This is a genomic window from Sphaerisporangium sp. NPDC088356 (genome assembly GCF_040685555.1).
Lineage (GTDB): Bacteria > Actinomycetota > Actinomycetes > Streptosporangiales > Streptosporangiaceae > Sphaerisporangium.
Genome location: NZ_JBFBIK010000075.1, coordinates 1 through 22,796 on the forward strand (window position 1 = coordinate 1; position 22,796 = coordinate 22,796).

21 protein-coding genes are annotated in these 22,796 nt (G+C 71.3%); 13 read left to right on the top strand and 8 right to left on the bottom strand.

Features of this window, described 5'->3' with window-relative positions:
• Positions 1–204 precede the first annotated feature (204 nt).
• Positions 205–1,677: an amino acid permease gene (locus tag AB0O34_RS24550; RefSeq protein ID WP_363919026.1), complete on the top strand. Its 1,473-nt coding sequence runs from the start codon at positions 205–207 to the stop codon at positions 1,675–1,677.
• 107 nt (positions 1,678–1,784) lie between these two features.
• A complete protein-coding gene (locus tag AB0O34_RS24555; RefSeq protein WP_363919028.1) occupies positions 1,785–2,795 on the top strand; it encodes a LacI family DNA-binding transcriptional regulator in 1,011 nt (336 codons plus the stop codon).
• 23 nt (positions 2,796–2,818) lie between these two features.
• Here AB0O34_RS24555 and AB0O34_RS24560 read toward each other — a convergent pair whose 3' ends face one another.
• Together AB0O34_RS24560 and AB0O34_RS24565 are read right to left on the bottom strand one after the other, a co-directional pair.
• Positions 2,819–4,066 carry an HRDC domain-containing protein gene (locus AB0O34_RS24560; RefSeq protein WP_363919030.1) on the bottom strand — a complete coding sequence of 416 codons (1,248 nt, stop codon included), beginning with the start codon at positions 4,064–4,066 and terminating at the stop codon, positions 2,819–2,821.
• Positions 4,063–4,665 (bottom strand): DUF3000 domain-containing protein, encoded by a 603-nt coding sequence (locus AB0O34_RS24565; protein ID WP_363919032.1) that lies wholly within the window; start codon positions 4,663–4,665, stop codon positions 4,063–4,065. The genes AB0O34_RS24560 and AB0O34_RS24565 overlap by 4 nt, the downstream gene beginning before the upstream one ends.
• A gap of 712 nt (positions 4,666–5,377) precedes the next feature.
• Between AB0O34_RS24565 and hemE the strand changes: the two genes are divergently transcribed.
• Positions 5,378–6,415: a uroporphyrinogen decarboxylase gene (gene hemE / locus AB0O34_RS24570; protein WP_363919034.1), complete on the top strand. Its 1,038-nt coding sequence runs from the start codon at positions 5,378–5,380 to the stop codon at positions 6,413–6,415.
• On the opposite strand, the gene AB0O34_RS24575 is transcribed toward hemE, so the two are convergent.
• Positions 6,416–7,549 (bottom strand): DUF4349 domain-containing protein, encoded by a 1,134-nt coding sequence (locus tag AB0O34_RS24575; RefSeq protein WP_363919036.1) that lies wholly within the window; start codon positions 7,547–7,549, stop codon positions 6,416–6,418.
• 136 nt (positions 7,550–7,685) lie between these two features.
• On the opposite strand from AB0O34_RS24575, the gene hemG reads away from it, so the two are divergent.
• The 3 genes from hemG to AB0O34_RS24590 all read left to right on the top strand — a co-directional run bounded on the left by hemG (position 7,686) and on the right by AB0O34_RS24590 (position 10,661).
• The gene (gene hemG / locus AB0O34_RS24580) at positions 7,686–9,155 is read left to right on the top strand and encodes a protoporphyrinogen oxidase (protein ID WP_363919038.1); all 1,470 of its coding nucleotides are present in this window, start codon (positions 7,686–7,688) and stop codon (positions 9,153–9,155) included.
• Between the two features lie 88 nt (positions 9,156–9,243).
• Positions 9,244–9,885 carry a hydrogen peroxide-dependent heme synthase gene (hemQ, locus tag AB0O34_RS24585; RefSeq protein WP_363919086.1) on the top strand — a complete coding sequence of 214 codons (642 nt, stop codon included), beginning with the start codon at positions 9,244–9,246 and terminating at the stop codon, positions 9,883–9,885.
• A 149-nt stretch (positions 9,886–10,034) separates the two neighbouring features.
• A complete protein-coding gene (locus tag AB0O34_RS24590) occupies positions 10,035–10,661 on the top strand; it encodes a hypothetical protein (RefSeq protein WP_363919040.1) in 627 nt (208 codons plus the stop codon).
• 347 nt (positions 10,662–11,008) lie between these two features.
• On the opposite strand, the gene msrB is transcribed toward AB0O34_RS24590, so the two are convergent.
• Entirely contained in the window at positions 11,009–11,410 is a 402-nt protein-coding gene (msrB, locus tag AB0O34_RS24595) for a peptide-methionine (R)-S-oxide reductase MsrB (RefSeq protein ID WP_363919042.1), read from the bottom strand.
• Positions 11,411–11,919: 509 nt separating this feature from the next.
• On the opposite strand from msrB, the gene ligD reads away from it, so the two are divergent.
• Together ligD and AB0O34_RS24605 are read left to right on the top strand one after the other, a co-directional pair.
• On the top strand, positions 11,920–12,939 hold the full coding sequence (ligD, locus tag AB0O34_RS24600; RefSeq protein ID WP_363919044.1) for a non-homologous end-joining DNA ligase: 1,020 nt from the start codon (positions 11,920–11,922) through the stop codon (positions 12,937–12,939).
• A 271-nt stretch (positions 12,940–13,210) separates the two neighbouring features.
• Positions 13,211–13,645 (top strand): hypothetical protein, encoded by a 435-nt coding sequence (locus AB0O34_RS24605; RefSeq protein ID WP_363919046.1) that lies wholly within the window; start codon positions 13,211–13,213, stop codon positions 13,643–13,645.
• Between the two features lie 146 nt (positions 13,646–13,791).
• On the opposite strand, the gene AB0O34_RS24610 is transcribed toward AB0O34_RS24605, so the two are convergent.
• Together AB0O34_RS24610 and AB0O34_RS24615 are read right to left on the bottom strand one after the other, a co-directional pair.
• The gene (locus AB0O34_RS24610) at positions 13,792–14,628 is read right to left on the bottom strand and encodes an LLM class F420-dependent oxidoreductase (protein WP_363919048.1); all 837 of its coding nucleotides are present in this window, start codon (positions 14,626–14,628) and stop codon (positions 13,792–13,794) included.
• Positions 14,629–14,833: 205 nt separating this feature from the next.
• Positions 14,834–15,979: a PfkB family carbohydrate kinase gene (locus AB0O34_RS24615; protein ID WP_363919050.1), complete on the bottom strand. Its 1,146-nt coding sequence runs from the start codon at positions 15,977–15,979 to the stop codon at positions 14,834–14,836.
• A 132-nt stretch (positions 15,980–16,111) separates the two neighbouring features.
• On the opposite strand from AB0O34_RS24615, the gene AB0O34_RS24620 reads away from it, so the two are divergent.
• Both AB0O34_RS24620 and AB0O34_RS24625 read left to right on the top strand, forming a co-directional pair.
• Positions 16,112–16,885, top strand: a complete 774-nt coding sequence (locus AB0O34_RS24620) for a DeoR/GlpR family DNA-binding transcription regulator (protein ID WP_363919052.1) — start codon at positions 16,112–16,114, stop codon at positions 16,883–16,885.
• Between the two features lie 10 nt (positions 16,886–16,895).
• Positions 16,896–18,260, top strand: a complete 1,365-nt coding sequence (locus AB0O34_RS24625; protein WP_363919054.1) for a 6-phospho-beta-glucosidase — start codon at positions 16,896–16,898, stop codon at positions 18,258–18,260.
• A 76-nt stretch (positions 18,261–18,336) separates the two neighbouring features.
• Here the strand turns inward: AB0O34_RS24625 and AB0O34_RS24630 are convergent, their stop codons facing one another.
• A complete protein-coding gene (locus tag AB0O34_RS24630; RefSeq protein ID WP_363919056.1) occupies positions 18,337–19,788 on the bottom strand; it encodes an aldehyde dehydrogenase family protein in 1,452 nt (483 codons plus the stop codon).
• 204 nt (positions 19,789–19,992) lie between these two features.
• On the opposite strand from AB0O34_RS24630, the gene AB0O34_RS24635 reads away from it, so the two are divergent.
• Positions 19,993–20,811 (top strand): SAM-dependent methyltransferase, encoded by an 819-nt coding sequence (locus tag AB0O34_RS24635; protein WP_363919058.1) that lies wholly within the window; start codon positions 19,993–19,995, stop codon positions 20,809–20,811.
• Positions 20,812–20,948: 137 nt separating this feature from the next.
• Here AB0O34_RS24635 and AB0O34_RS24640 read toward each other — a convergent pair whose 3' ends face one another.
• The gene (locus AB0O34_RS24640; RefSeq protein WP_363919060.1) at positions 20,949–21,251 is read right to left on the bottom strand and encodes a hypothetical protein; all 303 of its coding nucleotides are present in this window, start codon (positions 21,249–21,251) and stop codon (positions 20,949–20,951) included.
• Between the two features lie 229 nt (positions 21,252–21,480).
• Here AB0O34_RS24640 and AB0O34_RS24645 point away from each other — a divergent pair, with 229 nt between their 5' ends.
• Both AB0O34_RS24645 and AB0O34_RS24650 read left to right on the top strand, forming a co-directional pair.
• Positions 21,481–22,215 carry a BTAD domain-containing putative transcriptional regulator gene (locus AB0O34_RS24645; protein WP_363919062.1) on the top strand — a complete coding sequence of 245 codons (735 nt, stop codon included), beginning with the start codon at positions 21,481–21,483 and terminating at the stop codon, positions 22,213–22,215.
• Between the two features lie 165 nt (positions 22,216–22,380).
• Positions 22,381–22,796, top strand: a 416-nt coding sequence (locus AB0O34_RS24650) for a hypothetical protein (RefSeq protein WP_363919064.1), incomplete at its 3' end; no start/stop codon positions are given.

Consider the following 22,796-nt stretch of genomic DNA (forward strand, 5'->3'; position numbering starts at 1 on the left):
GGCCGGCCGGCCCCGTGGAGGTCCCCCCTTCTCCGTGATCTCGCGTTCTCCCTGGTCATGCCTCGCGTTCCGGTCGGCCGAAAGACGGTCGCCCTGCCCTCCCGTGGGAAGAACGAGGAATGTTTGTCCGGACGGGGGGTACGCATGACCCGCGCTTTCACGGAAGGCGTCCTGCGCGATCAATGACGATCAGGGGGCGGCCCCATGTCGATTTTCCGTACCAAGACGGTCGAGCGCTCGATCGAGGACACCGAGTCGCCCGAGCACCGTCTCCGACGCAACCTGAGCGCCCTCGACCTGACCGTCTTCGGTGTCGGCGTGATCGTGGGCACGGGCATCTTCGTGCTCACCGGCCAGGTGGCCAGGGACAACTCCGGCCCGGCCGTCGCCCTGTCGTTCGTCGTCGCGGGCATCGTCTGCGCGCTCGCCGCCCTGTGCTACGCCGAGTTCGCCTCGACCGTGCCGGTGGCCGGGTCGGCGTACACGTTCTCGTACGCCACCATCGGCGAGTTCCCCGCCTGGATCGTCGGGTGGGACCTGATGCTGGAGCTGGCCCTCGGCGGCGCCGTGGTCGCGGTCGGATGGTCCGGATACTTCTCGGAGCTGCTCGCCACGCTGGGCATCCACCTGCCGTCCACGCTCGCCGGCGAGCACGCCACGTTCAACGTTCCCGCCGTTCTGGTCGTGCTCGCGCTGACGGGCGTGCTGGTGGCCGGCATCAAGCTGTCCGCGCGGTTCAACCTGGTCGTCGTCACGATCAAGGTGACTGTCGTGCTGCTGGTCATCGTGGCGGGGCTGTTCTTCGTGAAGAGCTCGAACTACAGCCCGTTCATCCCGCCGGCCCGGGCGATCCCGGCGGCCGACGGGCTCAAGGCGCCGCTGATCCAGGTGCTGTTCGGCATCTCCCCGGTGGCCTACGGCGTGCTCGGCATCTTCTCGGGCGCGGCCATCGTCTTCTTCGCCTTCATCGGCTTCGACGTGGTGGCCACCGCCGCCGAGGAGACCAAGAAGCCCCAGCGCGACCTGCCCATCGGCATCATCGCCTCCCTGGTGATCTGCACCGTCCTGTACGTCGCGGTGTCGCTGGTCGTCGTCGGAATGCAGCCGTACTACCGGCTCAGCCGGTCGGCGCCGCTGGCCGGCGCTTTCCGCGTCGTCGGCCAGGACTGGCTGGCCACGATCATCAGCGTCGGCGCCCTGGCGGGGCTCACCACCGTCGTGATGATCCTCATGCTCGGCCAGAGCCGCATCTTCTTCGCCATGAGCCGCGACAACCTGCTTCCCCGAGGGCTGGCGGCCGTGCATCCCCGCTTCGGAACGCCGTACCGCATCACGATCATCATCGGCGTGGCGACGGCGCTGCTGGCCGGGCTCATCCCGCTGTCGGCCCTCGCCGAGCTGGTCAACATCGGCACGCTGTTCGCGTTCGTCCTGGTCTCCGCCGGCGTCGTCATCCTGCGCAGGACGCGGCCCGACCTGCCCCGCGCCTTCCGCACGCCGCTGGTACCGGTGGTGCCCATCCTGTCGGTGCTGGCCTGCGTGTACCTCATGCTGAACCTTCCGGTCGAGACCTGGCTGAGGTTCCTCATCTGGATGGCGATCGGCGTCGGGCTCTACTTCCTCTACGGCATGCGGCACAGCCGGGTCGACGACAAGCCCTCCGTCGCCGTGAAGTGACACCCGGTCCGAGGCCGTGATGTCCTCCGGACCCGGGATCCGTGCGTGAGGCGCCGGCGGGCGCTGGACAATGAGAGGGGAGCCGGCCGGGGCACGGGAGGATGACCATGGTCACGCTGGAAGACGTCGCCAGGGACGCGGGGGTGTCACTGGCGACCGCCTCACGGGTGCTCAACGGGAGCAGCCGCCAGGTGGGCGCGGCCCTGCGGGCGCGGGTCCAGTCGTCGGCCGCCAGGCTCGGCTACCGCGCGGACGCGACAGCGCAGACCCTGGCGCGCGGCGCGAGCAACGTCGTCGGTCTGGTGATCCAGGACCTGACCGACCCCTACTTCGCCGCCATCGCCGACGGCGCCATCCGCGCCGCCGACCTGCACGACATGGTGGTGACGCTCGGCACGACCTACCGCGACCCCCGGCGCGAGATCGCCCTGGTCGCCACGCTGAACGCCCAGCGGGCCCGGGCGGTGCTGATCGCCGGTTCCCGCGTCGTGGACGACGCCATGGTGCGCCGCCTGCGCGCCGAGCTCGACTTCTACCGCGCCTCGGGGGGCCGGGTCGCCATCATCGGGCAAGATCTCCTCGGCACCGACACCGTGGCGCCCCTGAACCACGAGGGGGCGCGCAAACTCGCTCACGTGCTCGCGGGGCAGGGCCATCGCCGGTTCGCCGTGCTGGCCGGGCCGCCGAACCTCTACACCGCCATCGACAGGGCCGCCGGCTTCGCCGAGGGGCTCCGCGAGCTCGGCCTGCCCGCGGCGATCGAGGTGAACGGCGGGTTCGACCGGGATGGCGGGTACGCCGCCGCCGTGGAGCTGGTCCGCATGGACACCAGCGCCACCTGCGTGTTCGCGGTGAACGACGTCATGGCGGTCGGGGCGCTGGCCGCCTTCAGGGAGCAGGGGATCGACGTGCCGAGCGATCTGTCGGTGGCGGGGTTCGACGACATCGCCTCGCTGCGCGACCTCGCCCCGGCGCTGACGACGGTACGGCTGCCGCTGGCGCGCATGGGGTCGCTCGCGCTCGACCTCGCGCTCTCGTACGACAAGGCGCCGAGGCGGACTCCCGTCGAGGGCGAGGTCGTGCTCCGCGAGAGCGTGCGCAAGCTGACGAACGCCTGACCCTGCCTTACTTCGTAAAGGCGTCAGCCCTCGGGCTCGTCCTTGGCGGCCAGGCGCGTCAGCGCCGCCGACAGGGGGCGCGCCACCAGCGCGATCTGCCACTCACGGGCGCCCAGCTCGCGCAGCCGGGCCTCCACCGTCCCCTCGTCGAGGTCGGCGGGAGGCTCCCAGGTGAGCCGCCGGATGGCCTCGGGCTGCAGAAGGTTCTCGGTGGGCATGTGATGCGTCTCCGCCAGCGCCGCCACCGCCGCCCTCGCCCCCGCCAGCCGCCTGGCGGCGGCCGGGTCGCGGTCGGCCCAGCGGTTGGCGGGCGGCGGCCCGTCCCCCGGGCCGCTCGGCTGCGGGAGCTGCGTCTCCGGCAGCACGCGCGCCCGCCCGATGGCGTTCAGCCACTCGCGCAGGTGACGCCGGGCGCTGCGCCCGGTGAACGGGGCGATGTCGGTCAGGGCCTTGGTCGTGCGCGGCTGCTCCAGCGCGGCGGTCACGATCGCCGAGTCGGGCAGCACCCGGCCGGGGGCCAGGTCGGCCTCCCGAGCCAGCTCGTCGCGCAGCGTCCACAGCTCGCGGACCACGGCCAGACCGCGCAGGGATCGCACCCGGTGGATGCCGGAGGTGCGCCGCCACGGGTCGGTGCGCGCCGGCGCCGGGGGAGCGGCCAGGATCGACGCGAACTCCTCCTGCGCCCACGCGAGCTTCCCCTCGGCGGCGAGCTCGTCGTGGAGCATGTCGCGCAGCTCGACGAGCACCTCGACGTCGAGCGCCGCGTAGCGCAGCCAGTCCTCGGGGAGGGGGCGGTGCGACCAGTCGGCCGCCGAGTGGCCCTTCTCCAGGCGGAGCCCGAGGACGTTCTCCACCATCGTGCCGAGGCCGACGCGCTCGTAGCCGAGGAGCCGTCCGGCCAGCTCGGTGTCGAAGAGCTTGCGGGGGACGAAGCCGATCTCCGCCAGGCAGGCGAGATCCTGGGTGGCGGCGTGCAGGACGATCTCGGCGTCGGCCAGCGCCGCGTCCAGCTCGGAAAGGTCGGGGCAGGAAATGGGGTCGATGAGCGCGCTGCCGGAGCCGGCCCGGCGTAGCTGCACGAGGTACGCCCGGCCGCTGTAGCGGTAGCCGGAGGCGCGCTCGGCGTCGACGGCGACCGGGCCGGTGCCCTTGGCGAACGCGCGTACGGCCGCCGCGAGCGCGGCGGGGTCCTCGATGACCGGCGGGATGCCCTCGCGGGGCTCCAGAAGCGGGACTATCTCGGATGCGGGGATGATTTCGTCGTCGGTCACGTCCTGAAGGACTCCGGGTCTTCGCGACGCGCGGACCGTTGCGGGAGGGCCGCGACGTCGGGTGGCAGGGGTGGGATGCCCGCGGCGAGGCACATCAGGTCGCACCACGCGGCGACGTGCGCCGACAGGTCCTCTTCGAGCGGGGACCACGACGCGCGCAGCTCCAGCTCGGTGTTGACCGGGTCGTCGGCCTTGTTGCCGAACCCCTCGGAAACGGCGCGGGTGACCGTGCCGCCCGCGGCGGCGTAGCGGGCGCGGCGGGAGTCGAGGGCCTCGGTCAGCCAGCTCCACGCCACAGGTCCGAGCATCGGGTCGGAGGTGATCTCCGGCTCCATGTCGGCGCGGACATACGCGACCAGCCGGAAGGGACCATCCCACCCGCGCTGGCCGTCAGGGTCGAACAACATGATCAGCCGGCCGACCGCGAGCTCGTCGTCGTCGCGGTAGACCGATGCGCCGACCGCGCCGGAGTAGGGGGCCAGCCGCTGCGGGGCGGGGATGTCCTCCAGCTCGATCTCGGGCCTGACCTCGGCGGGCCGCAGGCTTTCCAGGGCCCGCCGGAACGCGGCAGGCGCCGGAGGCGCGTCACCGATGGTCATGATGGCAGCGTAGGCCGGAGCGGGTGATGCCGGAAGCAGGGGGGTATGCGCCGGAACCATGGGTGGTCATCAAGCCGCGATCACCGGGCCGTCGCCGCGCTCCGCGGAGTGCCGGTAGCGGCCGTCGTGCCCGCCGAGGCGGTGTCGTCGCTCGAAGCCCCGTTCGCCGGCACGGAGCGCACAACGCACAGTGCGGTGCTCGGAGGAACTCCACATCGCGGTCATCGCGAGCCTTTCGTCGGGTCCCGGGATCGAGAGTACGGACGGACAGGTGTGCGCGTCGCCTGGCCGGCGCTGCCCCACCCGCGCGCCTTTGTCCGTGAACTCGAGGGCTGGTCCGACGTTGACACGTCACGGCGACATTTCCCCGCAACGCGCTCGGCGTGTCCCGAAAGTGGTCACCGAATCGGCGCCGCGCGGTCTATTGACGAACATTTGGGCCAACCGCGACATGATCACGGACCTCACGTGAGACGTACTGTACCTGCGCTTGGGATTGCCTTGACGCGGCAGACGGCCGTTCCGGCCCCGACCTGGCCTACCGAACCAGACATAGTGTACGGTTCGCGGCTTCTATTAGCATGACCGGACATCCGCCCGGTAAATATCTTTTTCGCGGCAAGCTTTGGTATCAGGCCACGGCGCCGACACGCGGCGCACATCGCACGTACGCGGTGCGTGGACCGACCGGCTCCCATGGCACCCTGGATGGGTGAATCCCGAGACCGCCGAGTCCGCGTTCGTCCGTGCCTGCCGGCGCCTTCCCGTGCCCCACACGCCCGTCTGGTACATGCGCCAGGCCGGGCGCTCGCTGCCCGAGTACCGCGCGGTGCGCGCCGACGTGCCGATGCTCACCGCGTGCGCGACGCCCGACCTCATCGTGGAGATCACGATGCAGCCCGTGCGGCGGTACGGGGTGGACGCGGCGATCTTCTTCAGCGACATCGTGGTGCCGCTCAAGGCCATCGGGATCGACCTCGACATCAAGCCCGGCGTCGGCCCCGTCGTCGCCGACCCGATCAGGGACACCGCCGGGGTGGACACGCTGCGCGCGCTCGACGCCGGCGACGTTCCCTATGTCACCGAGGCCATCCAGGCGCTGACCAAGGAGCTCGGACCCACGCCGCTCATCGGGTTCGCGGGCGCCCCGTTCACGCTGGCGTCCTACCTGATCGAGGGGGGGCCGTCCAAGAACCACGACCACACCAAGGCCATGATGTACGGCGAGCCCGCGCTGTGGCACGCGCTCATGGGCAGCCTCACCGACATCACGCTGGCCTACCTGCGGGTGCAGATCGACGCGGGCGCCTCGGCGGTCCAGCTTTTCGACTCCTGGGTCGGGGCCGTCGCCCCCGGCGACTACCGCGAGTTCGTCCTTCCCTACACCAGCCGCATCTTCGCCGGGCTGGCCGATCTCGACGTGCCGCGCATCCACTTCGGCGTGGGCACCGGCGAGCTGCTCGGGCTGCTGGGCGAGGCCGGCGCCGACGTGGTGGGCGTCGACTGGCGGGTGCCGCTCGACCAGGCCGCGCGGCGCGTCGGGCCGGGCAAGGCGCTCCAGGGCAACCTGGACCCTGCCGTCCTGTTCGCGCCCTGGGACGTCGTGGAGGGCCGCGCCCGCGACATCGTGGCCCGTGGCCGGGCGGCGGAGGGTCATGTGTTCAACCTCGGTCACGGGGTGCTGCCCACGACCGACCCCGACCAGCTCGCCCGCCTCACCGACCTCGTGCACGAGGCGTCGGCCCGCTGATCACCGCTCCCGGGGGCCCTCGGGTTCGTGTCCGTCCTCGGGGACGTCCTGCTCATGGACGTCCGCCCTCTCGGAGGCGCCGGGCCTCTCAGGGACGTACGGCCTCTCGTCCGGCTCCCCGGGGACGTCCGGCTCTGGCGCGCTGTCCGGCTCGCCATGGGCCTCCGGCGTCCTCGGGGCGTCCGGTGCGGGCCGTCGCGTGGCCGCCGGGCTCCAGAGGGACGGCACGCGCCGCCGTACCGCCATGTAGGCGATCCAGAGCACGCCGAGCACGACCAGCCAGGGCAGCAGCGCGCCGAAGACCGTCAGGGCGATCCTCGTCGTGGTCGCCAGGGCGTGCCAGCCGGTCTTGAGGCCGCTGAGGAAGTTCGGCGGCTCCGGCTTCGGCTTGGCGGGCTTGGGCGCGAGGCGGGTGACGTGGACCAGGTGGATGGTCATCGTGCCGAGGGCCGTCTGGGCCGCCAGGGTCCTCTGCCGGGCCTGCAGCGACTCCAGATCGGCCTCGCGAGTGGAGATCTCCCGCTCCACCTCCAGCACCTGGGGGATGGTCTTCGCCTTGGCCATGAACTTCCTGACCTGGCCGAGCGCGGACTTGGACGACTTGACCCGGCTGCCCACGTCGGCGATCTGCTGGCTCACGTCCTCGGTGCCCAGGCTCAGCGACTCCCGTACGCCAAGGTCCTTGCCCAGCTGGTCCACCACGGCCGGATACCGGTCCGGGGGGATCTTGAAGACGATGGACGACCTGGCCTCGCGCCCGTACGAGGTGGACTGCTCGCTGTCGACGCGCCCGCCCGCCGCGCTGACGATCTGCTTCGCCCTGTTGGCCGCGACGGTCACGTCCTTGACGCGAACCGACATCTCGCCGGTGTAGACGATCGCCTGGTCGGCCTGCTTGACCTCGACCTTGGAGGAGTCCGAGGGAGAACGGGCCCCGGAGTCCTGAACGGTGGCCTCGCTTCCGCCCTGCGACGTGCCGGCCGGTGCGTCGGCCTGACTCTCCACTGCCGGGGCGGCCGGGGCTGCTCCCGAGCTCGACTGGCTCAGATCCTGCGACCCACCGCAGGCTGAGATGGCGAGGACGACGGCCGCCAGGGTCACCATCAGTGACGGGCGGCTCCGTAATCTGCTCATGCCCTTGTTGACGGGACCCGCGGGCACGGGGTTTGACCGGACCGCGTCACAATGCCGTCACGTTCTGGGGCCCGCGCCCCGGACCCGCCCCGTGACCAGCGCACCAGGTGCTCGCGGGCGGGTAACGTCTGGAGACATGGAAGGGACTCGGCGGCACGTCGTGGTCGTGGGCGGGGGCATCGCCGGGCTGGCCGCGGCGTGGCATCTCCGCCATGAGGACGAGAGCCTCTCGGTGACCGTGCTGGACGGCGCCTCGCGCGTCGGCGGCAAGCTCCGCGCCTCCGAGGTCGCGGGCATGCCCATGGACGAGGGCGCGGAGGCCATGCTGGCCCGCCGCCCCGAGGGCAAGGAGCTCGCCCGCATGGTCGGGCTCGGCGACGAGCTGGTCCATCCAGGCCCCACAGGCGCCTCTGTGTGGACCAGAGGCGCGCTCCGCGCCATGCCCAAGGGTCACGTCATGGGCGTCCCCTCCGAAATCATGGAGCTGGGCCGCTCGGGCATCCTCTCGCCCGCAGGTCTCGCCCGGGTGCCGCTCGACCAGATCCTTCCCGCGACGCTGGTCACCTCCGACGTCTCGGTCGCGGCGTACATCCGGGCGCGCATGGGCGGAGAGGTCGTCGACCGGCTGGTGGAGCCGCTTCTCGGCGGCGTCTACGCCGGGCGCGCGGAGTTCCTGTCGCTGGACGCGACCATGCCCCGCGTCGCGACGATCGCGCGCACCGAGCGCTCGCTGCTCAGGGCCGCCCGGTCGATCAGCGACGACGCGCCCAAGGACGCCGGGCCGGTGTTCACCACGCTGAGGGGCGGCATGGGCAGCCTGCCCGACGCGGTCGCGGCGGCGTCGGGCGCCGACATCAGAACCGGCGTCATGGTGCGCGAGCTCAGGCGCACCCGCGCCGGCTGGCGGCTGGTGACCGGCCCCACGAGGGAGCCCGAGACCATCGAGGCCGACGCGGTGATCGTCGCGGTGCCCGCGCCGGCGGCGGGCAGGCTGCTCGCCGACGAGGTGCCGAAAGCCGCCGCCGAGCTGGCCCGCATCGAGTACGCCAGCATGGCGATCGTGACCCTGGCCTACCCGCGCACGGCGTTCCCCGAGCAGCCGACCGGCAGCGGCTATCTGGTGCCCCCGATCGAGGGGCGGCCGGTCAAGGCGGTGACGTTCAGCACGGTCAAGTGGCCCCACCTGGCCGAGAGCGACCCGGGCCTGCTGGTGCTGCGCTGCTCGATCGGGCGCCTGGGCGAGGAGTTCATCCTCCAGCGCGACGACAACGAGCTGGTGGCGCTCGCCATGGCCGAGATGGCCGAGATCATGGGAGTTCGCGGGCTGCCCATCTCCACCCGGGTGAGCCGCTGGGGCGGTGCCCTGCCGCAGTACGACGTGGGCCACCTCGACCGGGTCGCGCGCGTCCGCGCGGCGGTCGCCGTGCAGCCCGGCCTCGCGGTGTGCGGGGCCGCCTACGACGGGCTGGGCATCCCGGCCTGCGTCGCGACCGCGCGCACGGCCGCGGCGGGGGTCCTGGCGTACCTGCGGGAGCAGCACGGGGGAGAATGGCGTGAGGACCAGCGAGAGGCACCCGCTGAGGCCCCGCTGGCGCAAGGCGATTGAAGCTGTCGATGGAAGGCGAGTGCGATCAGTGACGGAGAGCAGTGCGCGGCCCAAGGCGCGCGATCTCAACCAGGTCATCCGCTACACCATGTGGTCGGTCTTCCGGGTGCGCGAGCCGCTGCCGGGCGACCGCCAGGAGGTCGCCCACGAGGTCGAGGCCGTGCTCTCGCAGGCCGCCGAGAAGGACGTGGTGACCCGGGGCTCCTATGAGGTGGCGGGCTTCCGGGCCGACGCCGACTACATGTTCTGGTGGCACTCCTCCACGCCCGAGGATCTTCAGGAGGTCTACGGCCGCTTCCGGCGCACCTCCCTGGGCCGGGCGAGCGAGCCGGTCTGGTCGGTGATGGCGCTGCACCGCCCGGCCGAGTTCAACAAGTCGCACATCCCGGCCTTCCTGGCCGAGGAGGAGCCGCGCGGCTACGTCTGTGTCTACCCGTTCGTGCGCTCCCTGGAGTGGTACCTGCTGGAGGACTCCGAGCGCCGCGCCATGCTCGCCGAGCACGGCAAGCTCGCCCGTGACTACCCCGACGTGCGCGCCAACACGGTGGCGTCGTTCGCGCTCAACGACTTCGAGTGGATCCTCGCCTTCGAGGCCGACGAGCTCCACCGCATCGTCGACCTGATGCGGCACCTGCGCGCCTCCGAGGCCCGCAGGCACACCCGCATCGAGGTCCCCTTCTACACCGGCACCCGCAAGCCCCTGGAGGAGCTGGTGGCCGCCCTGCCATAAGCGGACACTGCCCTACAAAGCCCAGCAGAGCGGGACATGCGTAACCCCTGCCCCAAACGCCCCATGCCTGTTATCGCGGGAACAACTCACGTATGTTCGCGATCTTTGGCATACTCGGGGGGATATCCCATGTCGACGTGAGGCAAAGGGTGAACAGGGGCAAGAGTCTGGCACGTTCCAGGCGAGGGGGGCACCGGCGGCGCAAGGCGCGCCGGGCACGGGTACTGGAGCTTTTCGCCGCGCTGGCCGCCGTCGTCGTGATGGCCCTGGCGATCGGCGCGATTTTCGTACGGCCCGGCGGCGGCGCGTCCGCGTCCGGCGTCCCCTCGCGCGCGTCGAGCGCCGAGGGCGTGCCCCGGGCCGCGCCGGCTCCGGCGGGGAAGGGGTCGGGTGTCGAGGCGGCGAGCACGGGGGCCAAGAAGGCGCGTGACGCGGCCGATACCGCCTCGGGGCCCTCGAAGCACACCGACGCCGAGGCGGTGACCTACTTCAAGAAGCGGTGGGTGAGCGACAAGGCCGTCAAGCGGATCACCGACATCCGGACCGTCGGGAAGTACCTGCGGATCTACACCGACCTGCCTGAGTCGGCCCACAACTCCAAGTCGGCGATCGACCTGTGCAAACGGGGTCTCGAATACCTCGTACAGGAGGTCGGTGACCAGCACCCGGTCGTGTTCGTCCAGGCCGAGTACGGCCAGAACGGCAACCCGGTGCTCGCCAACATCCTCGGGCCGGGCGACAACTCGTGCCGGCTCACGTACCCGGCTCCGAACTAGGCTCGAATCCGGAACTCCCGGCTGGTGGGTTCGGGCCGGGGAATCCGGACTAGCGGGGTGCCGGGCCGGGGGGTTTCGGCCTTCCGACGCGCACCCGGGTTCTGCCGCAGATCTCGCATCGCTGCGTGACCACCTGGCCGATGGCCTCGATGGTCTGCCACCTGTGGCGAAGGTGCACGCGGCCCCCGGACGGGACGGAACCTACGGGTGCATGCGGGCGGAGGACCCGCAGGACTTCCTACCCCGGCCTTAGAACCCGCATGCACCGGCCGTGACTTTGCGTATGGCGTTCATCACCGATCGCGAGCCGCTCGCCGGGCGGCCCGCGATCCCATGCGAAGACCCCGCTACTCGGCCGGCACGAGCCGGAGCGAGACGGAGTTGATGCAGTAGCGGTCGTCGGTCGGGGTCGGGTAGCCCTCCCCGTGGAACACGTGCCCGAGGTGGGAGTCGCAGCGGGCGCAGCGGACCTCCACGCGGGTCATGCCGAGGGAGTGATCCTCGATGAGGTTCACGGCCTCGGACTCCGACGGCTCGAAGAACGACGGCCACCCGCAGTGCGAGTCGAACTTCGTGTCGGAACGGAACAGCTCGGCTCCGCAGGCCCGGCAGGAATAGACCCCTGTCGTCTTGGTGTCGACGTACTCTCCGGTGAACGGGCGCTCCGTGCCTGCCTGGCGGAGCACCCGGAACTCCTCGGGGGACAGCTGGACACGCCAGTCTGCGTCACTCTTGACCACCTTCTCCATGCCTCCAGCCTATGCGGGTGCGGAGCGGCGGCGATCCCCGCATATGGGGCGTAAGGACCTCGTCAGACACTCCGGGAAATCGGTCTTCTGGCCGAGCATCCTTTCGGACTGCTTTCAGCGTCTTTATTGGCAGAGGGTTGATCACCTCTGTGAGGGAGGATCGCCGGTCCATCCCCGCCTCAGGCGGTGCCCGCGTCCACGCGGCGCGCCGTCACACGGTCGGGGGAGGCCGCCGGACCGGTGGCACGTCAGCGCCGCGTCCGGTGATCATGGCGGGCGATCGTCGAGGTCCGTCCCGTTCGAGCGCCCGGTCCGCCACCGAGGTGCTCCGGGACGGACCTTCCCGTTCGAGCGGCCCGTCCGCGGTGTTCGTTGGGTCCGTCCCGTTCGAGCGGCGTGTCCGCGGTGTTCGTTGGGTCCGTCCCGTTCGAGCGGCCGGCCTGTCACCGAGGTGTTCACGGCCCGCCCCGTTCCGGTTTCTGTCACCGTCGCGGGGTACGGTCGGAGGCATGGCGTCGCCGTTCATAGAGCTCAACGTCGGGGGCCGGGTCATCAAGGTCACCAACCCAGACAAGGTCTACTTCCCCGACATCGGGGCGACCAAGCGCGAGCTGGTCGAGTACTACGTGTCGGTCGGTGAGGGAGCGCTGCGCGCGCTCAAGGACCGGCCCACCTACCTCAAGCGCCATCCCGACGGGGTGCAGTCCGAGGCGATCTACCAGAAGCGCATCCCGCCCCGGCACCCCGACTGGCTGGAGACCGTCACCATCCGGTTCCCGAGCGGCCGCACCGCCGACGCCCTGCGCGTCACCGAGGTCGCCGCCATCGCCTACTGCGCCAACCTCGGCACGATCGACTTCCACCCGTGGCCCACCCGCGCCGACGACGTGGAGCATCCCGACGAGCTGCGCATCGACCTCGACCCCCAGCCCGGCACCGACTTCGACGACGCCAGGGAGACCGCGTTCGCCGTGCTGGAGGTCCTCGACGAGCTCGGCATGCGCGGCTTCCCCAAGACGTCGGGCACCCGGGGCATCCACATCAACGTGCGCATCGAGCGCCGGTGGTCGTTCACCGAGGTGCGGCAGAGCGCCATCGGCCTCGCCCGCGAGGTCGAGCGCCGCCGCCCCGACCTCACCACCACGGCCTGGTGGAAGGAGGAGCGCGGAGAGAAGGTCTTCATCGACTACAACCAGAACGCCCGCGACCGCACCATCGCCAGCGCCTACTCCGTGCGGGCCAGGCCGTACGCGCCGGTGTCCACGCCGGTGACCTGGCAGGAGCTGGCCGACGTCAACCCCCGCGACTTCGACATCCGCACCGTCCCGCCGAGGTTCGCCGAGCTGGGCGACGTGCACAAGGAGATCGACGACCGCGCGTTCTCCATCGAGCCCCTGCTGGAGTGGTACGCCAAGGACGAGCGCGGCGACATGCCGTACCCGCCCAACTACCCCAAGATGCCCGGCGAGCCCAAACGCGTGCAGCCCAGCAAGGCGAGGCCGTCCGGCGCCGACGACGAGGCCGGCTGATTCGCTCACCGCCAAGCGCGGCGCCCGCGGACAGGGGGGTGCCGGCGGCGCTGGGTGGGTGTGGTTCCCGGCTTCGTCGAGCCGGGTTGTGGATCACTGCAGCACGCCGCCGTTGACATGGTGGCGTGCCACGGCAATGCGTGATCACTTCGCTACTCTTGGCGATGATCGTTTGTGTCCTCCGACGCCATGGCGAGCACTGGTCGCCCCTGCGCGAACAGCGTTCCCCCGAGGTCATGACCGCCGGGGCATCTCTATCGAGGGAGAACGCATGTCCGTCAAGAGGTCCATGACCGTCGCCGCTCTGGCCATCGGCGCCGTGCTGATGGCCGGGGGGACCGCACACGCCGAGCAGGACCCGACCACCGGGCCGGTGTCAGCGGCGCAGGCGCCATCGGCGCGGTCCGCCATCCAGATCGGCGCCGGCCGCACCGTCCCCGGCGTGGGCTGGGTCGCGTACAACACCAACGGCATCTCCTTGGACGTCGACACCAGCTCCGCCAACTTCGCCAGCACACCGGTCTACCTCATCTCCCTCGGCGGCATCGACAAGCATTTCCAGCTGACAGGTGGCAACGCCGTCTATGGAGCGACCGCGAAGGGCTTCCGCGTGTACCTGCGGTACAGCGACTGGGCCCCCCTGACGCCCGCCGACGCGAAGACGAGGGGGTGGTTCGTCAACTGGGTCGGTGTCACGACCCCGTGAGTCCCGCCCTCGCCGTGCCAGGCTGATCGGCTCACGGAGAGTGCTCTCTTCGCCGTACGGGGCGCGGGCCGCTGTGGTGGCCCGCGCCCGCGCACGCCGGCGAACCCGAGCGCGTGCGGCCTGGCAAGGCGGAGCCGTGGGACCGGTCAGCCGATCAGCGCCTCGGCGAGCTTGCGGTAGTCGTCCAGGGGGTCGGTGTCCGGGTCGGTGAGGAGCTGGATGTTGACGTGGTCGGCACCCGCGGCGAGGTGCTCGTCGATCCGGCGCTTGACCGTGGCGGGATCGCCGTAGACGACCAGGGCGTCGATCAGGCGGTCGCTGCCCTCACCGGCCAGGTCGTCGTCGCCGAATCCCAGCCTGCGCCAGTTGGAGGTGTAGTTGCTCAAGCCCAGGTACATCCGCACGGCCTGCCGGGCGAGCGAGCGCGCGTGGTCCACGTCCTGGCTGAGGATGACCTTCTGCTCCGGGGCCAGCAGCGCGCCCGCGCCGAGGATCTCGCGGGCCTGCCTGGTGTGCTCGGGCGTGGTGAGGTACGGGTGGGCGCCGGCGCTGCGCTCGGCGGACAGCCGCAGGACCTTCGGGCCGAGCGCCGCGAGCACCCGGCTCTCGACCGGCACCCCGGCCGCGTCGAGCCCGTCGAGGTAGCTCTCCAGGGCGGCGTACGGCTTGGTGAACTCCGAAGTCGCCTCGGGGTGTCCCGCTCCGATGCCGAGCAGGAAGCGGCCCGGGTGGGCGGCCTCGATCCGGTTGAACGAGGCTCCAACGGTCCGCGGGTCGTCCTTCCAGATGTTGACGATGCCGGTGGCGACGGTCAGCGTCGTGGTCGCGGCGAGGAGCTCCTCGACGAGCCGCAGGTCACCGTCCGGCGATCCGCCCACCCAGAGAGTGCCGTAGCCGAGCTGCTCCAGTGACAGCGCCAGCTTCGGGGTGAACGGGGGCCTCGCTTGCCAGACGCCGATCTGACCGACTGTGGGCCTCGTCATGTTCATCGTCCTTTCGAGGATGCTGGTCTGAGTACGGCCGCGATGTCACGGGGCGCGAAGACGGCGACCCGTCCGGCGCGGCCATGAGGCACCAACACCCCGGAGGCGGTGATTATTCGGCGCGCCGCGTCACTTGCCGATGTGCCGCCCGCACTTGGTGGCGACCTTGGTCATCTGGCTTCGCGTCTGATCCAGGACACAGTCCCTAGTCCCTTTCGGGAGGGTCGGCGACGCCCGCGCCGACGTCGGCGTGGCGGGACATGGTCGCGGCGGCCCGGCGCACGGCTCCCACGGGGACGGTGGGGACCAGCTTGTCGAGGAAGGCGTACCGGCGGGCGAGTGAGGCGGTGTAGGCGCCGCTGGTGCCGGCGGCGGCCCGCACGTCGTGCCACCAGTCGGCGATGTCACCCCAGCCAGGGGCGGCGAGGGACCCGCCGAACTGCTGCACGGCCAGCGCCGAGCACACCCCGGCGAACGCCAGGCGGTCGGCCAGCGGCCACCCCGAGAGGGTGCCGAGCACCAGGCCCGCTCCGAAGACGTCGCCGGCCCCGGTCGGGTCGAGCGCGGTCACCCGCAGCGCCGGGACGTACGCCTCCTCGCCAGTCGTGGAGTCGATGGCCATCGAGCCGTTGGCGCCGTCGGTGACCACCGCCAGCGGGACGCGGTCGGCGAGCTCGTACAGCGCCTCGCGCGGCGTCTCGGTGCCGGTGTAGGCCATGGCCTCCACGGCGTTCGGCATGAAGGCGTGGCAGACGGAGAGCTGGTCGAGAAGGGCGGAGGACCAGGTCTGGGAGGGGTCCCACCCGACGTCGGCGAAGATCAGCGCGCCGTCCTTGTGCGCGAGGTCGGCCCACGTGCCGGTGTCCGCGCTGCCCAGCGGCTCCTCCACCGACAGCGGCGCGATCACCGCGCTGGAGCGGGGCGGGCGGCCGATCATCTCCGTCGCGGCCATGGGCGGCGGGTGGCCGTGGGTGACCATGCTGCGGTCGCGGTTCACGGCCATCGAGACGGTCACCGGAGAGTGCCACTGCTGGAACCGGCGCGACCGGGACAGGTCGACGGACTCCTGCTCCGACAGGATGCGCCAGTTGAAGTCGGCGTAGTCGTCGTCGCCGAACGCGGCGGCCATGGAGGTGCGCAGGCCGAGGCGGCTGGAGGCGATGGCGAGGTTCGCGATGCCGCCGGGGCACGACCCCATGCCGTCGGCCCAGACCTCGGTGCCGGCGGCCGGCATGGCCTGGAGCCCCGTGAAGACGATGTCGAGGAAGACGGTGCCCGCCGTGAACACGTCGAACTCTGGCCCGTCTGGGCGGCGTTGATCGGCTAGTGGGTCGTAGGCCTGGACAGACACGGAGCGCATCCTCCTCGACTGAGCGAAGATGTGCGCACTCTTGCACGTTTCGACCGTCCAGATCAAGAGTTCACGGGCAATGATGCTCATTTTTGCTTAGTAGCGCGCAAGAATGACTGATACGATCCTGGCGTGCTCCAGCACGTCCGGCATGCAGAGATCATGCAGCGGGTCCGCCTCGCGGGCGCGACGAGCGTTCGCGACCTGGCCGCCCAGCTCGGCGTCAGCCCCTCGACCATCCGACGCGACCTGGAGATCCTCGACCGCGACGGCACGCTCACGCGCGTACGCGGGGGAGCGCTCGCCAGTGAGGGAGCATCTGCCGACCTCGACGACGACCTTCCGTTCGCGGGGGTCGCGAGCCCCGGCGAGCGCGACAAGGACGCCGTCGCCGCCCGCGCGGCGCGGCTCGTCCGCGACGGCGACGTCGTGCTGCTCGACATCGGCACCACCACCGTGCGGCTCGCCCGGCACCTGAGCGGCCGCCGCGTCACCGTGGTCACCTCCAGCCTGGCCGTCGTAGACGTGCTGCGCGGCGACCCCGCCGTGGAGCTGCTCCTGCTCGGCGGCATGCTCCGCCGCGCCCACCACTCCTCGCTCGTCGGCGTGCTGACCGAGGAGGCGTTGCGCCAGGTGTCGGCCGACCGCGTCTTCCTGAGCGCGAGCGGCGTGCGGCCCGACGGGCAGGTGACCGACTCCACGATCGCCGAGGTCCCGCTGAAGCGCGCCATGATGGTGGCCGCCGGGCAGGTGGTCCTCCTGGTCGACCGGCACAAGTTCCCCGGCAACGGGGCGCTGCGGGTGTGCGGCCCCGAGGAGCTCGACGTGGTCGTGACGAACGACGGCGCCGACGAGCCCACCGTCCGCACGCTCACCGCGGCGGGCGCGCAGGTGCTGCTGACGTGAAGGAGCGACTATGAGGCTGGCCATCCTTGGTGGCGGCGGGTTCCGCGTTCCGCTGGTGTACGGCGCGCTGCTGCGCGACACCGGCAGGCCGAGGGTCGAGGAGGTCGTGCTGTACGACGTCTCCGAGGAGCGCCTGACCGCCGTGGGCCACGTGCTCTCGCAGCTCGCGGCCGGGTACGACGACCCGCCCCGCGTGCGCGCCACCACCGACCTCGACGACGCGCTGCGCGACGCCACGTTCGTGTTCTCGGCCATCCGGGTGGGCGGGCTGGAGGGCCGCACGGCGGACGAGCGGGTCGCGCTCGAACTCGGGATCCTCGGCCAGGAGACGATCGGCCCGGGCGGCATCGCCTTCGGCCTGCGCACCATCCCGGTGGCCCTCCATGTGGCCGAGCGCGTCGCCGCCGTCGCGCCCCGGGCGTGGGTCATCAACTTCACCAACCCCGCCGGCATGATCACCGAGGCCATGCAGCGGGTTCTGGGCGACCGCGTGGTGGGCATCTGCGACTCGCCGGTCGGGCTGATCCGCAGGGCCGCCCGGTCGCTCGGTCTCGACCCCGCCCGCACCGCCCCCGACTACGTCGGGCTGAATCACCTCGGCTGGCTGCGCGGGCTGTCGTACGCGGGCCGTGACGTCCTTCCCGACCTGCTGGCCGACGACACGGCGCTCAAGCTGGTGGAGGAGGCGCGGCTGTTCGGCCCCGATTGGGTGCGGTCGCTCGGCGCGCTGCCGAACGAGTACCTGTACTACTACTACTTCACCCGGGAGGCCGTGGCCGCGATCGGCGGCGCGGCACAGACCCGGGGGGAGTCGCTGCTCCAGCAGCAGTCCCGGTTCTACTCCTCGGTGCGGCGGGAGCCCGAGCACGCCCTGGCCGAGTGGCAGCGCGCCCGCAGGGAGCGCGACGCCTCCTACATGGCCGAGACCCGCGACACCGCCCAGGCCGGTGAGCGTGACGCGGCCGATCTTTCGGCCGGCGGGTACGAGGGCATCGCGCTCGCGCTGATGACCACCATCGCCCGGGGCGGGAGCACCACCATGATCCTCAACGTGCGCAACGGCTCGGCGGTCGCCGGGATGCCGCCCGAGGCCGTCGTGGAGATCCCGTGCGTCGTGGACGCGGGCGGGGTGCGACCGCTCGCGACCAAGCCGCTGCCCGGCCAGTTCCTCGGGCTCGTCCAGCAGGTCAAGGCCGTCGAGCAGCTCACCATCGAGGCGGCGGCGACCGGCTCGGCGGGCGTGGCGCTGCGGGCGTTCGCCTCGCACCCGCTGGTCGACTCGGTCTCCGTGGCCCGCCTCCTGCTCGACGGCTACCGCGCCCGCATCCCCGAGCTCGCGTCGGTCCTGCATCCCGCGCCCGGCGCGGGGCGGTAGCCCGCTTCCCTGCGGCTCGCTAGGCCGCGCCGCGCGGGAACCGCAGGTCACGGGCGAGCGGCGAACAAAGTTCTCGTCAGGTCTGGATGATCGCGGCCTTCTCCCGGGTGTACGCGAGGACCGAGTCGTGGCCGTAGCCGCTGTCCTTGACGCCGCCGAACGGCAACCCGGGAGGCATCTGGCGGAAGGTGTTGACCCAGACCGTGCCGCTCTGCAGGTCGCGGACGAACCGGTGGGCGCGGCCGAGGTCACGGGTCCACACCCCGGCGGCCAGGCCGTACGAGGAGTCGTTGGAGATGGCCAGCGCCTCCTCGTCGGTGTCGAAGGGGATGGCCACCGCGACCGGGCCGAAGATCTCCTCCTGGCACACGCGGAGCGAGTTGTCGGTGGTGGTGTAGAGCGTCGGGGCCACCCAGTAGCCGCCGGGCATCGACGGGACCACCGAGGCGCCGGCCGTTCCGCCGAACACCAGCTCGGCGCCCTCCTTCTCGGCGATCTCCAGGTATCCGGTGACCCGCTCGTACTGCCCCGCCGACACGATCGGGCCCATGGTCGTCGCGAGGTCGAGCGGGTCGGCCAGCGTGAGGCCGCCGGCGATGGAGGTGACGCGCTCGATCATCTCGTCCCAGACCGGCCGCTGGATCAGGATGCGCGAGCCCGCGACGCACACCTGCCCCGCGTTGCCCGTGTAGATGGAGTTGACGGTGACCCCTTGGGCGGCGGCGTCCAGGTCCGCGTCCGCGAACACGATGTTGGGGGACTTGCCGCCCAGCTCGAAGGTCAGCGGCTTCAGCGAGTCGGCGCTGGCGCGCGTGATGGCCTGCCCCGTCTGCGTGGAGCCGGTGAGGCTGATCTTGCCGACCCCGCGGTGCCGTACCAGCGCGTCGCCGGCCTCCTCGCCCAGCCCGCTGACGATGTTCAGCACTCCCGGTGGCAGCACGTCCGAGAGCAGTTCGCCGAGCCGCAGCACCGACGCGCACGCCTGCTCGGCGGGTTTGACGATCACCGTGTTGCCGGCGGCCAGCGCGTACGCGGCCTTCGCGGAGAACGTCGATATGGGGGAGTTCCACGGGATGATCCCCAGCACCACGCCGTACGGTTCGCGCCGCGTGAACCCCAGCGTGTCGGGGCCGAGGATGACCGTGTCGCCCTTGACGGCGTCGAGGACGTCCCCGGCGGCGATCCGCCACAGGTACGTCATGCCGGGCAGGTCCTTCTTGAGGGTGTCGCGCAGGATGCGGCCGTTGTCGCGCGTCTCGATCCGGGCGAGCTCCCCGGCATTGGCGGCGAAGACCTCGGCGACCTCGCGCAGGTAGCCGGCGCGTCCGAGCGCGGGCATTCCCGACCAGCCGGGGAAGGCCTTCCTCGCGGCGGTGACGGCGGCGTCGGCGTCGGCCGGGCCGCTCGCCGGGATGCGGGCCCAGACCTCGCCGGTCGCCGGGTTGACCGAGTCCAGCGTGCGGCCCTCCGCGGCGGGCACCAGCGCGCCCCCGATCAGGTTGCGGTACTCCGTGATGCTCTCGGCCATCCTCAACTCCCGCGTCGGCCGTACCGGATCTGACCAAGCGTACGCTTGCTCAACTACATCCGGGAAGCCGGGCGATTCGGTCATCGGATGGGCGTTAACCGGCCTGACATATCACGGTTTGTGATCAAGATTGGTGACTGCCGAGGAATGATGGATTCGCCGATTACTTTGGAATTCCAGTCCCACCTCCGACAGGAGAGCCCCGTGCCCGACAGCTCGTTGCCACCCGGCGAGCCGCCAAAGATCGACACCACGGTCTCCCACTCGCCGCGGATCTGGAACTACTGGCTCGGCGGCAAGGACAACTACCAGGTCGATCGCGAGGTGGGCGACCAGTTCCGCCAGGTCTTCCCCGACATCGTGGAGGTCGCACGCAGCTCGCGGGGGTTCCTGTCGCGCGCGGTGACCTACCTGGCCGAGGAGGCGGGTGTCCGCCAGTTCCTGGACATCGGCACCGGGCTCCCGACCCAGGACAACACCCATGAGGTCGCCCAGCGGATCGCACCGGAGTCCCACATCGTCTACGTCGACAACGACCCGGTGGTGCTGACGCACGCCCGCGCCCTGCTCGTCGGCGCGCCCCAGGGCGTCACCCAGTACATCGACGCCGACCTGCGCGACCCCGACACGATCCTCGCGGCGGCGGGCCGCACCACTTTGGACTTCAGCCGGCCGGTGGGCCTCATGCTGCTGAACATCCTCGGCCACGTCTCCGACATCGACGAGGCGCGCTCCATCGTCAAGCGGCTGACCGACGCCCTGCCGTCCGGCAGCTACCTGGCGATCGCCGACGGCACCAACGTCGTGCGAGGGCCGGAGTTCGAGGCGGCCATCGCCATCTGGAACGCCAGCGGCTCGGTCCCGTACAACCTGCGCTCCCCTGAGCAGATCAGCGGCTTCTTCGACGGCCTGGAGCTCGTCGAGCCCGGCGTCGTCTCCTGCCCCAACTGGCGGCCGGATCCCCACGACAGCCAGTTCGCCCGCGAGGTGGACGAGTTCTGCGGCCTCGGGCGAAAGCCCTGACGGCCGCGCACGCGGGAACGGGACGGTACGTGCCTGGGAGGCACGTACCGCCCCGCTCGCCGGGTGGTGCTCAGCGCACGCCGGCCCGGTCGGTCACCCCGTCGTAGCCCGGGGCGTCGCCGGCCGGCCGAGGGCCGCTACGACTCGGTGACCGGTGCTTCCTCGGTGACCGGTGCTTCATAGCTGGTCGTTTTCGCGGTGTAGACGCCCCACATCTTGGCGGACGACGGCTCGGTGTACGCCTTGCATACGAGTGACGTCTCGATGGAGGACTGCTGCTCCTTTATGTTGGGGAGGGCACTCTGGCACGACGCCATGGACTCGTACCCGCCCTTGATCAGGTCATCGGAAGGAGTGGCAGCGAGGGCCGCCGACGCGAGCGTCGCGGGTACGACGAGCGCGCCGCTCAGGGCGAGCGCTGCAAAGACGTTTCTCCTCATGGAGATCGACCTCCTCTCGTGCCGCCGAAGGTGGCGACCACATGAGCGTCACCCAGGCGGCGTCACCGGAGCATCACACACGCGTGACACCGGGGTCGCGTTCAGGCATCATGCTGACCCAATAAAACGGGACATATCGCCATCTACCGGGTACATAGCCGGGGGAGAGACGGCGACGGGAGGGCTGCTTACCAGACGACTCGCTTTCCACGCGGGAGGCAGCAGAACAATGGAGAGCGGCGACCGGCCCATCCTGCGGGTCGACCTTCTGGGTGGCTTCCGGCTGCTGGCCGGGGGAGAGCAGGTAACGGTCTCGGGTGGCTCGGAGCGTCTTCTGTCGTTCGTCGCCCTCTGCGGTCAGGCCGTACCCCGCACCCTGATGGCGGGCACGCTGTGGCCGGACCGGCCCGAACGGCGGGCGTACGCGAGCCTCCGGTCGGCGCTGGCACGTCTCGAAGGAGTCGGGCGGCAGATCCTCGACATCGGCGCGACCGAGGTACGCCTCAGGCCCGCCGCCGGGGTGGACGTGGACGAGGCCCGGTCCCTGGCCCGGCGCATCCTCGACCCGGCCACGCCCACGCTCGAACAGGACCTCAGCGCGGACACCGTGGAGACGCTGTCGGTCGACCTGCTGCCCGGCTGGTACGAGGACTGGGTGGTCCACGAGGCCGAGGAATGGCACCAGCTGCGCCTGCACGCCCTGGAAGCCCTGGCCGAGGACTTCATCAGGGCCGGCCGGTTCGCCGACGCGGTCGCCGCCGCCGGCGTGGCCGTACGGGCGGAGCCGCTGCGCGAGAGCGCCCACGCCGCGCTGATCCGCGCCCACCTCGCGGAAGGCAACCAGGCCGAGGCGCTCCGCGACTTCGAGCGCTACGAGCACCTTCTGGGCTCCGAGCTGGGACTGCGCCCGACACCGCTCGTGAGTGAGCTCGTCGCCGGTCTGCGTGCCATCGTCCACCCTTGAAACGCGGTCGCCCGCCCTCGAAAGCGTCGCGGCGTCGCCCTCTCGTCACGTCGGTGTCACGACGCGGTGGCGCAGTGACGGAAACCATGTGGTTCGACGAAAGGACGGTCACTCGGGACGGTCTACGACCACTCCGGGTGGCCAGGACACAGAAGGAGTCGGCACATGGTAGGTAAGCGGCCTTTGACACTGCTCGGTCCGGCACTGGTCTCGCTCGCGCTCTGGCCCACCGCAGGAGTCGCGCAGGCCTCCGCCGTCCCGTCCCCGGCGACGGCGGTGGTCACCGGCGCCGAGTACGGCGCGACGGCAGCGGGACTCCGCGTCATGCCGGGCGACGACGGTGACCGCGGCCGGTACGGCGACCGTGGCAGGTCCGAGCGGCGTGGCCGGTCGGAGATGCGGGATGACCGGATGCGGGACGATCGCGGCAGGTCCGAGCGGCGCGGCCGGTCGGAGATGCGGGATGACCGGATGCGCGACGATCGCGGCAGGTCCGAGCGGCGCGGCCGGTCGGAGCGGGACGATCGGATGCGCGACGATCGCGGCAGGTCCGAGCGGCGTGACCGGTCGGAGATGCGGGT

Excerpts from the sequence above, each read along its gene's own strand:
- AB0O34_RS24575 (WP_363919036.1), bottom strand. The coding sequence starts at position 7,549 with ATGAGCAGATTACGGAGCCGCCCGTCACTGATGGTGACCCTGGCGGCC.
- AB0O34_RS24610 (WP_363919048.1), bottom strand. The coding sequence starts at position 14,628 with ATGACGAGGCCCACAGTCGGTCAGATCGGCGTCTGGCAAGCGAGGCCC.
- AB0O34_RS24625 (WP_363919054.1), top strand. The coding sequence starts at position 16,896 with ATGAGGCTGGCCATCCTTGGTGGCGGCGGGTTCCGCGTTCCGCTGGTG.
- AB0O34_RS24565 (WP_363919032.1), bottom strand. The coding sequence starts at position 4,665 with ATGACCATCGGTGACGCGCCTCCGGCGCCTGCCGCGTTCCGGCGGGCC.
- AB0O34_RS24630 (WP_363919056.1), bottom strand. The coding sequence starts at position 19,788 with ATGGCCGAGAGCATCACGGAGTACCGCAACCTGATCGGGGGCGCGCTG.
- hemQ (WP_363919086.1), top strand. The coding sequence starts at position 9,244 with ATGTGGTCGGTCTTCCGGGTGCGCGAGCCGCTGCCGGGCGACCGCCAG.
- hemG (WP_363919038.1), top strand. The coding sequence starts at position 7,686 with ATGGAAGGGACTCGGCGGCACGTCGTGGTCGTGGGCGGGGGCATCGCC.
- AB0O34_RS24640 (WP_363919060.1), bottom strand. The coding sequence starts at position 21,251 with ATGAGGAGAAACGTCTTTGCAGCGCTCGCCCTGAGCGGCGCGCTCGTC.
- msrB (WP_363919042.1), bottom strand. The coding sequence starts at position 11,410 with ATGGAGAAGGTGGTCAAGAGTGACGCAGACTGGCGTGTCCAGCTGTCC.
- AB0O34_RS24550 (WP_363919026.1), top strand. The coding sequence starts at position 205 with ATGTCGATTTTCCGTACCAAGACGGTCGAGCGCTCGATCGAGGACACC.
- AB0O34_RS24645 (WP_363919062.1), top strand. The coding sequence starts at position 21,481 with ATGGAGAGCGGCGACCGGCCCATCCTGCGGGTCGACCTTCTGGGTGGC.
- AB0O34_RS24555 (WP_363919028.1), top strand. The coding sequence starts at position 1,785 with ATGGTCACGCTGGAAGACGTCGCCAGGGACGCGGGGGTGTCACTGGCG.
- ligD (WP_363919044.1), top strand. The coding sequence starts at position 11,920 with ATGGCGTCGCCGTTCATAGAGCTCAACGTCGGGGGCCGGGTCATCAAG.
- AB0O34_RS24605 (WP_363919046.1), top strand. The coding sequence starts at position 13,211 with ATGTCCGTCAAGAGGTCCATGACCGTCGCCGCTCTGGCCATCGGCGCC.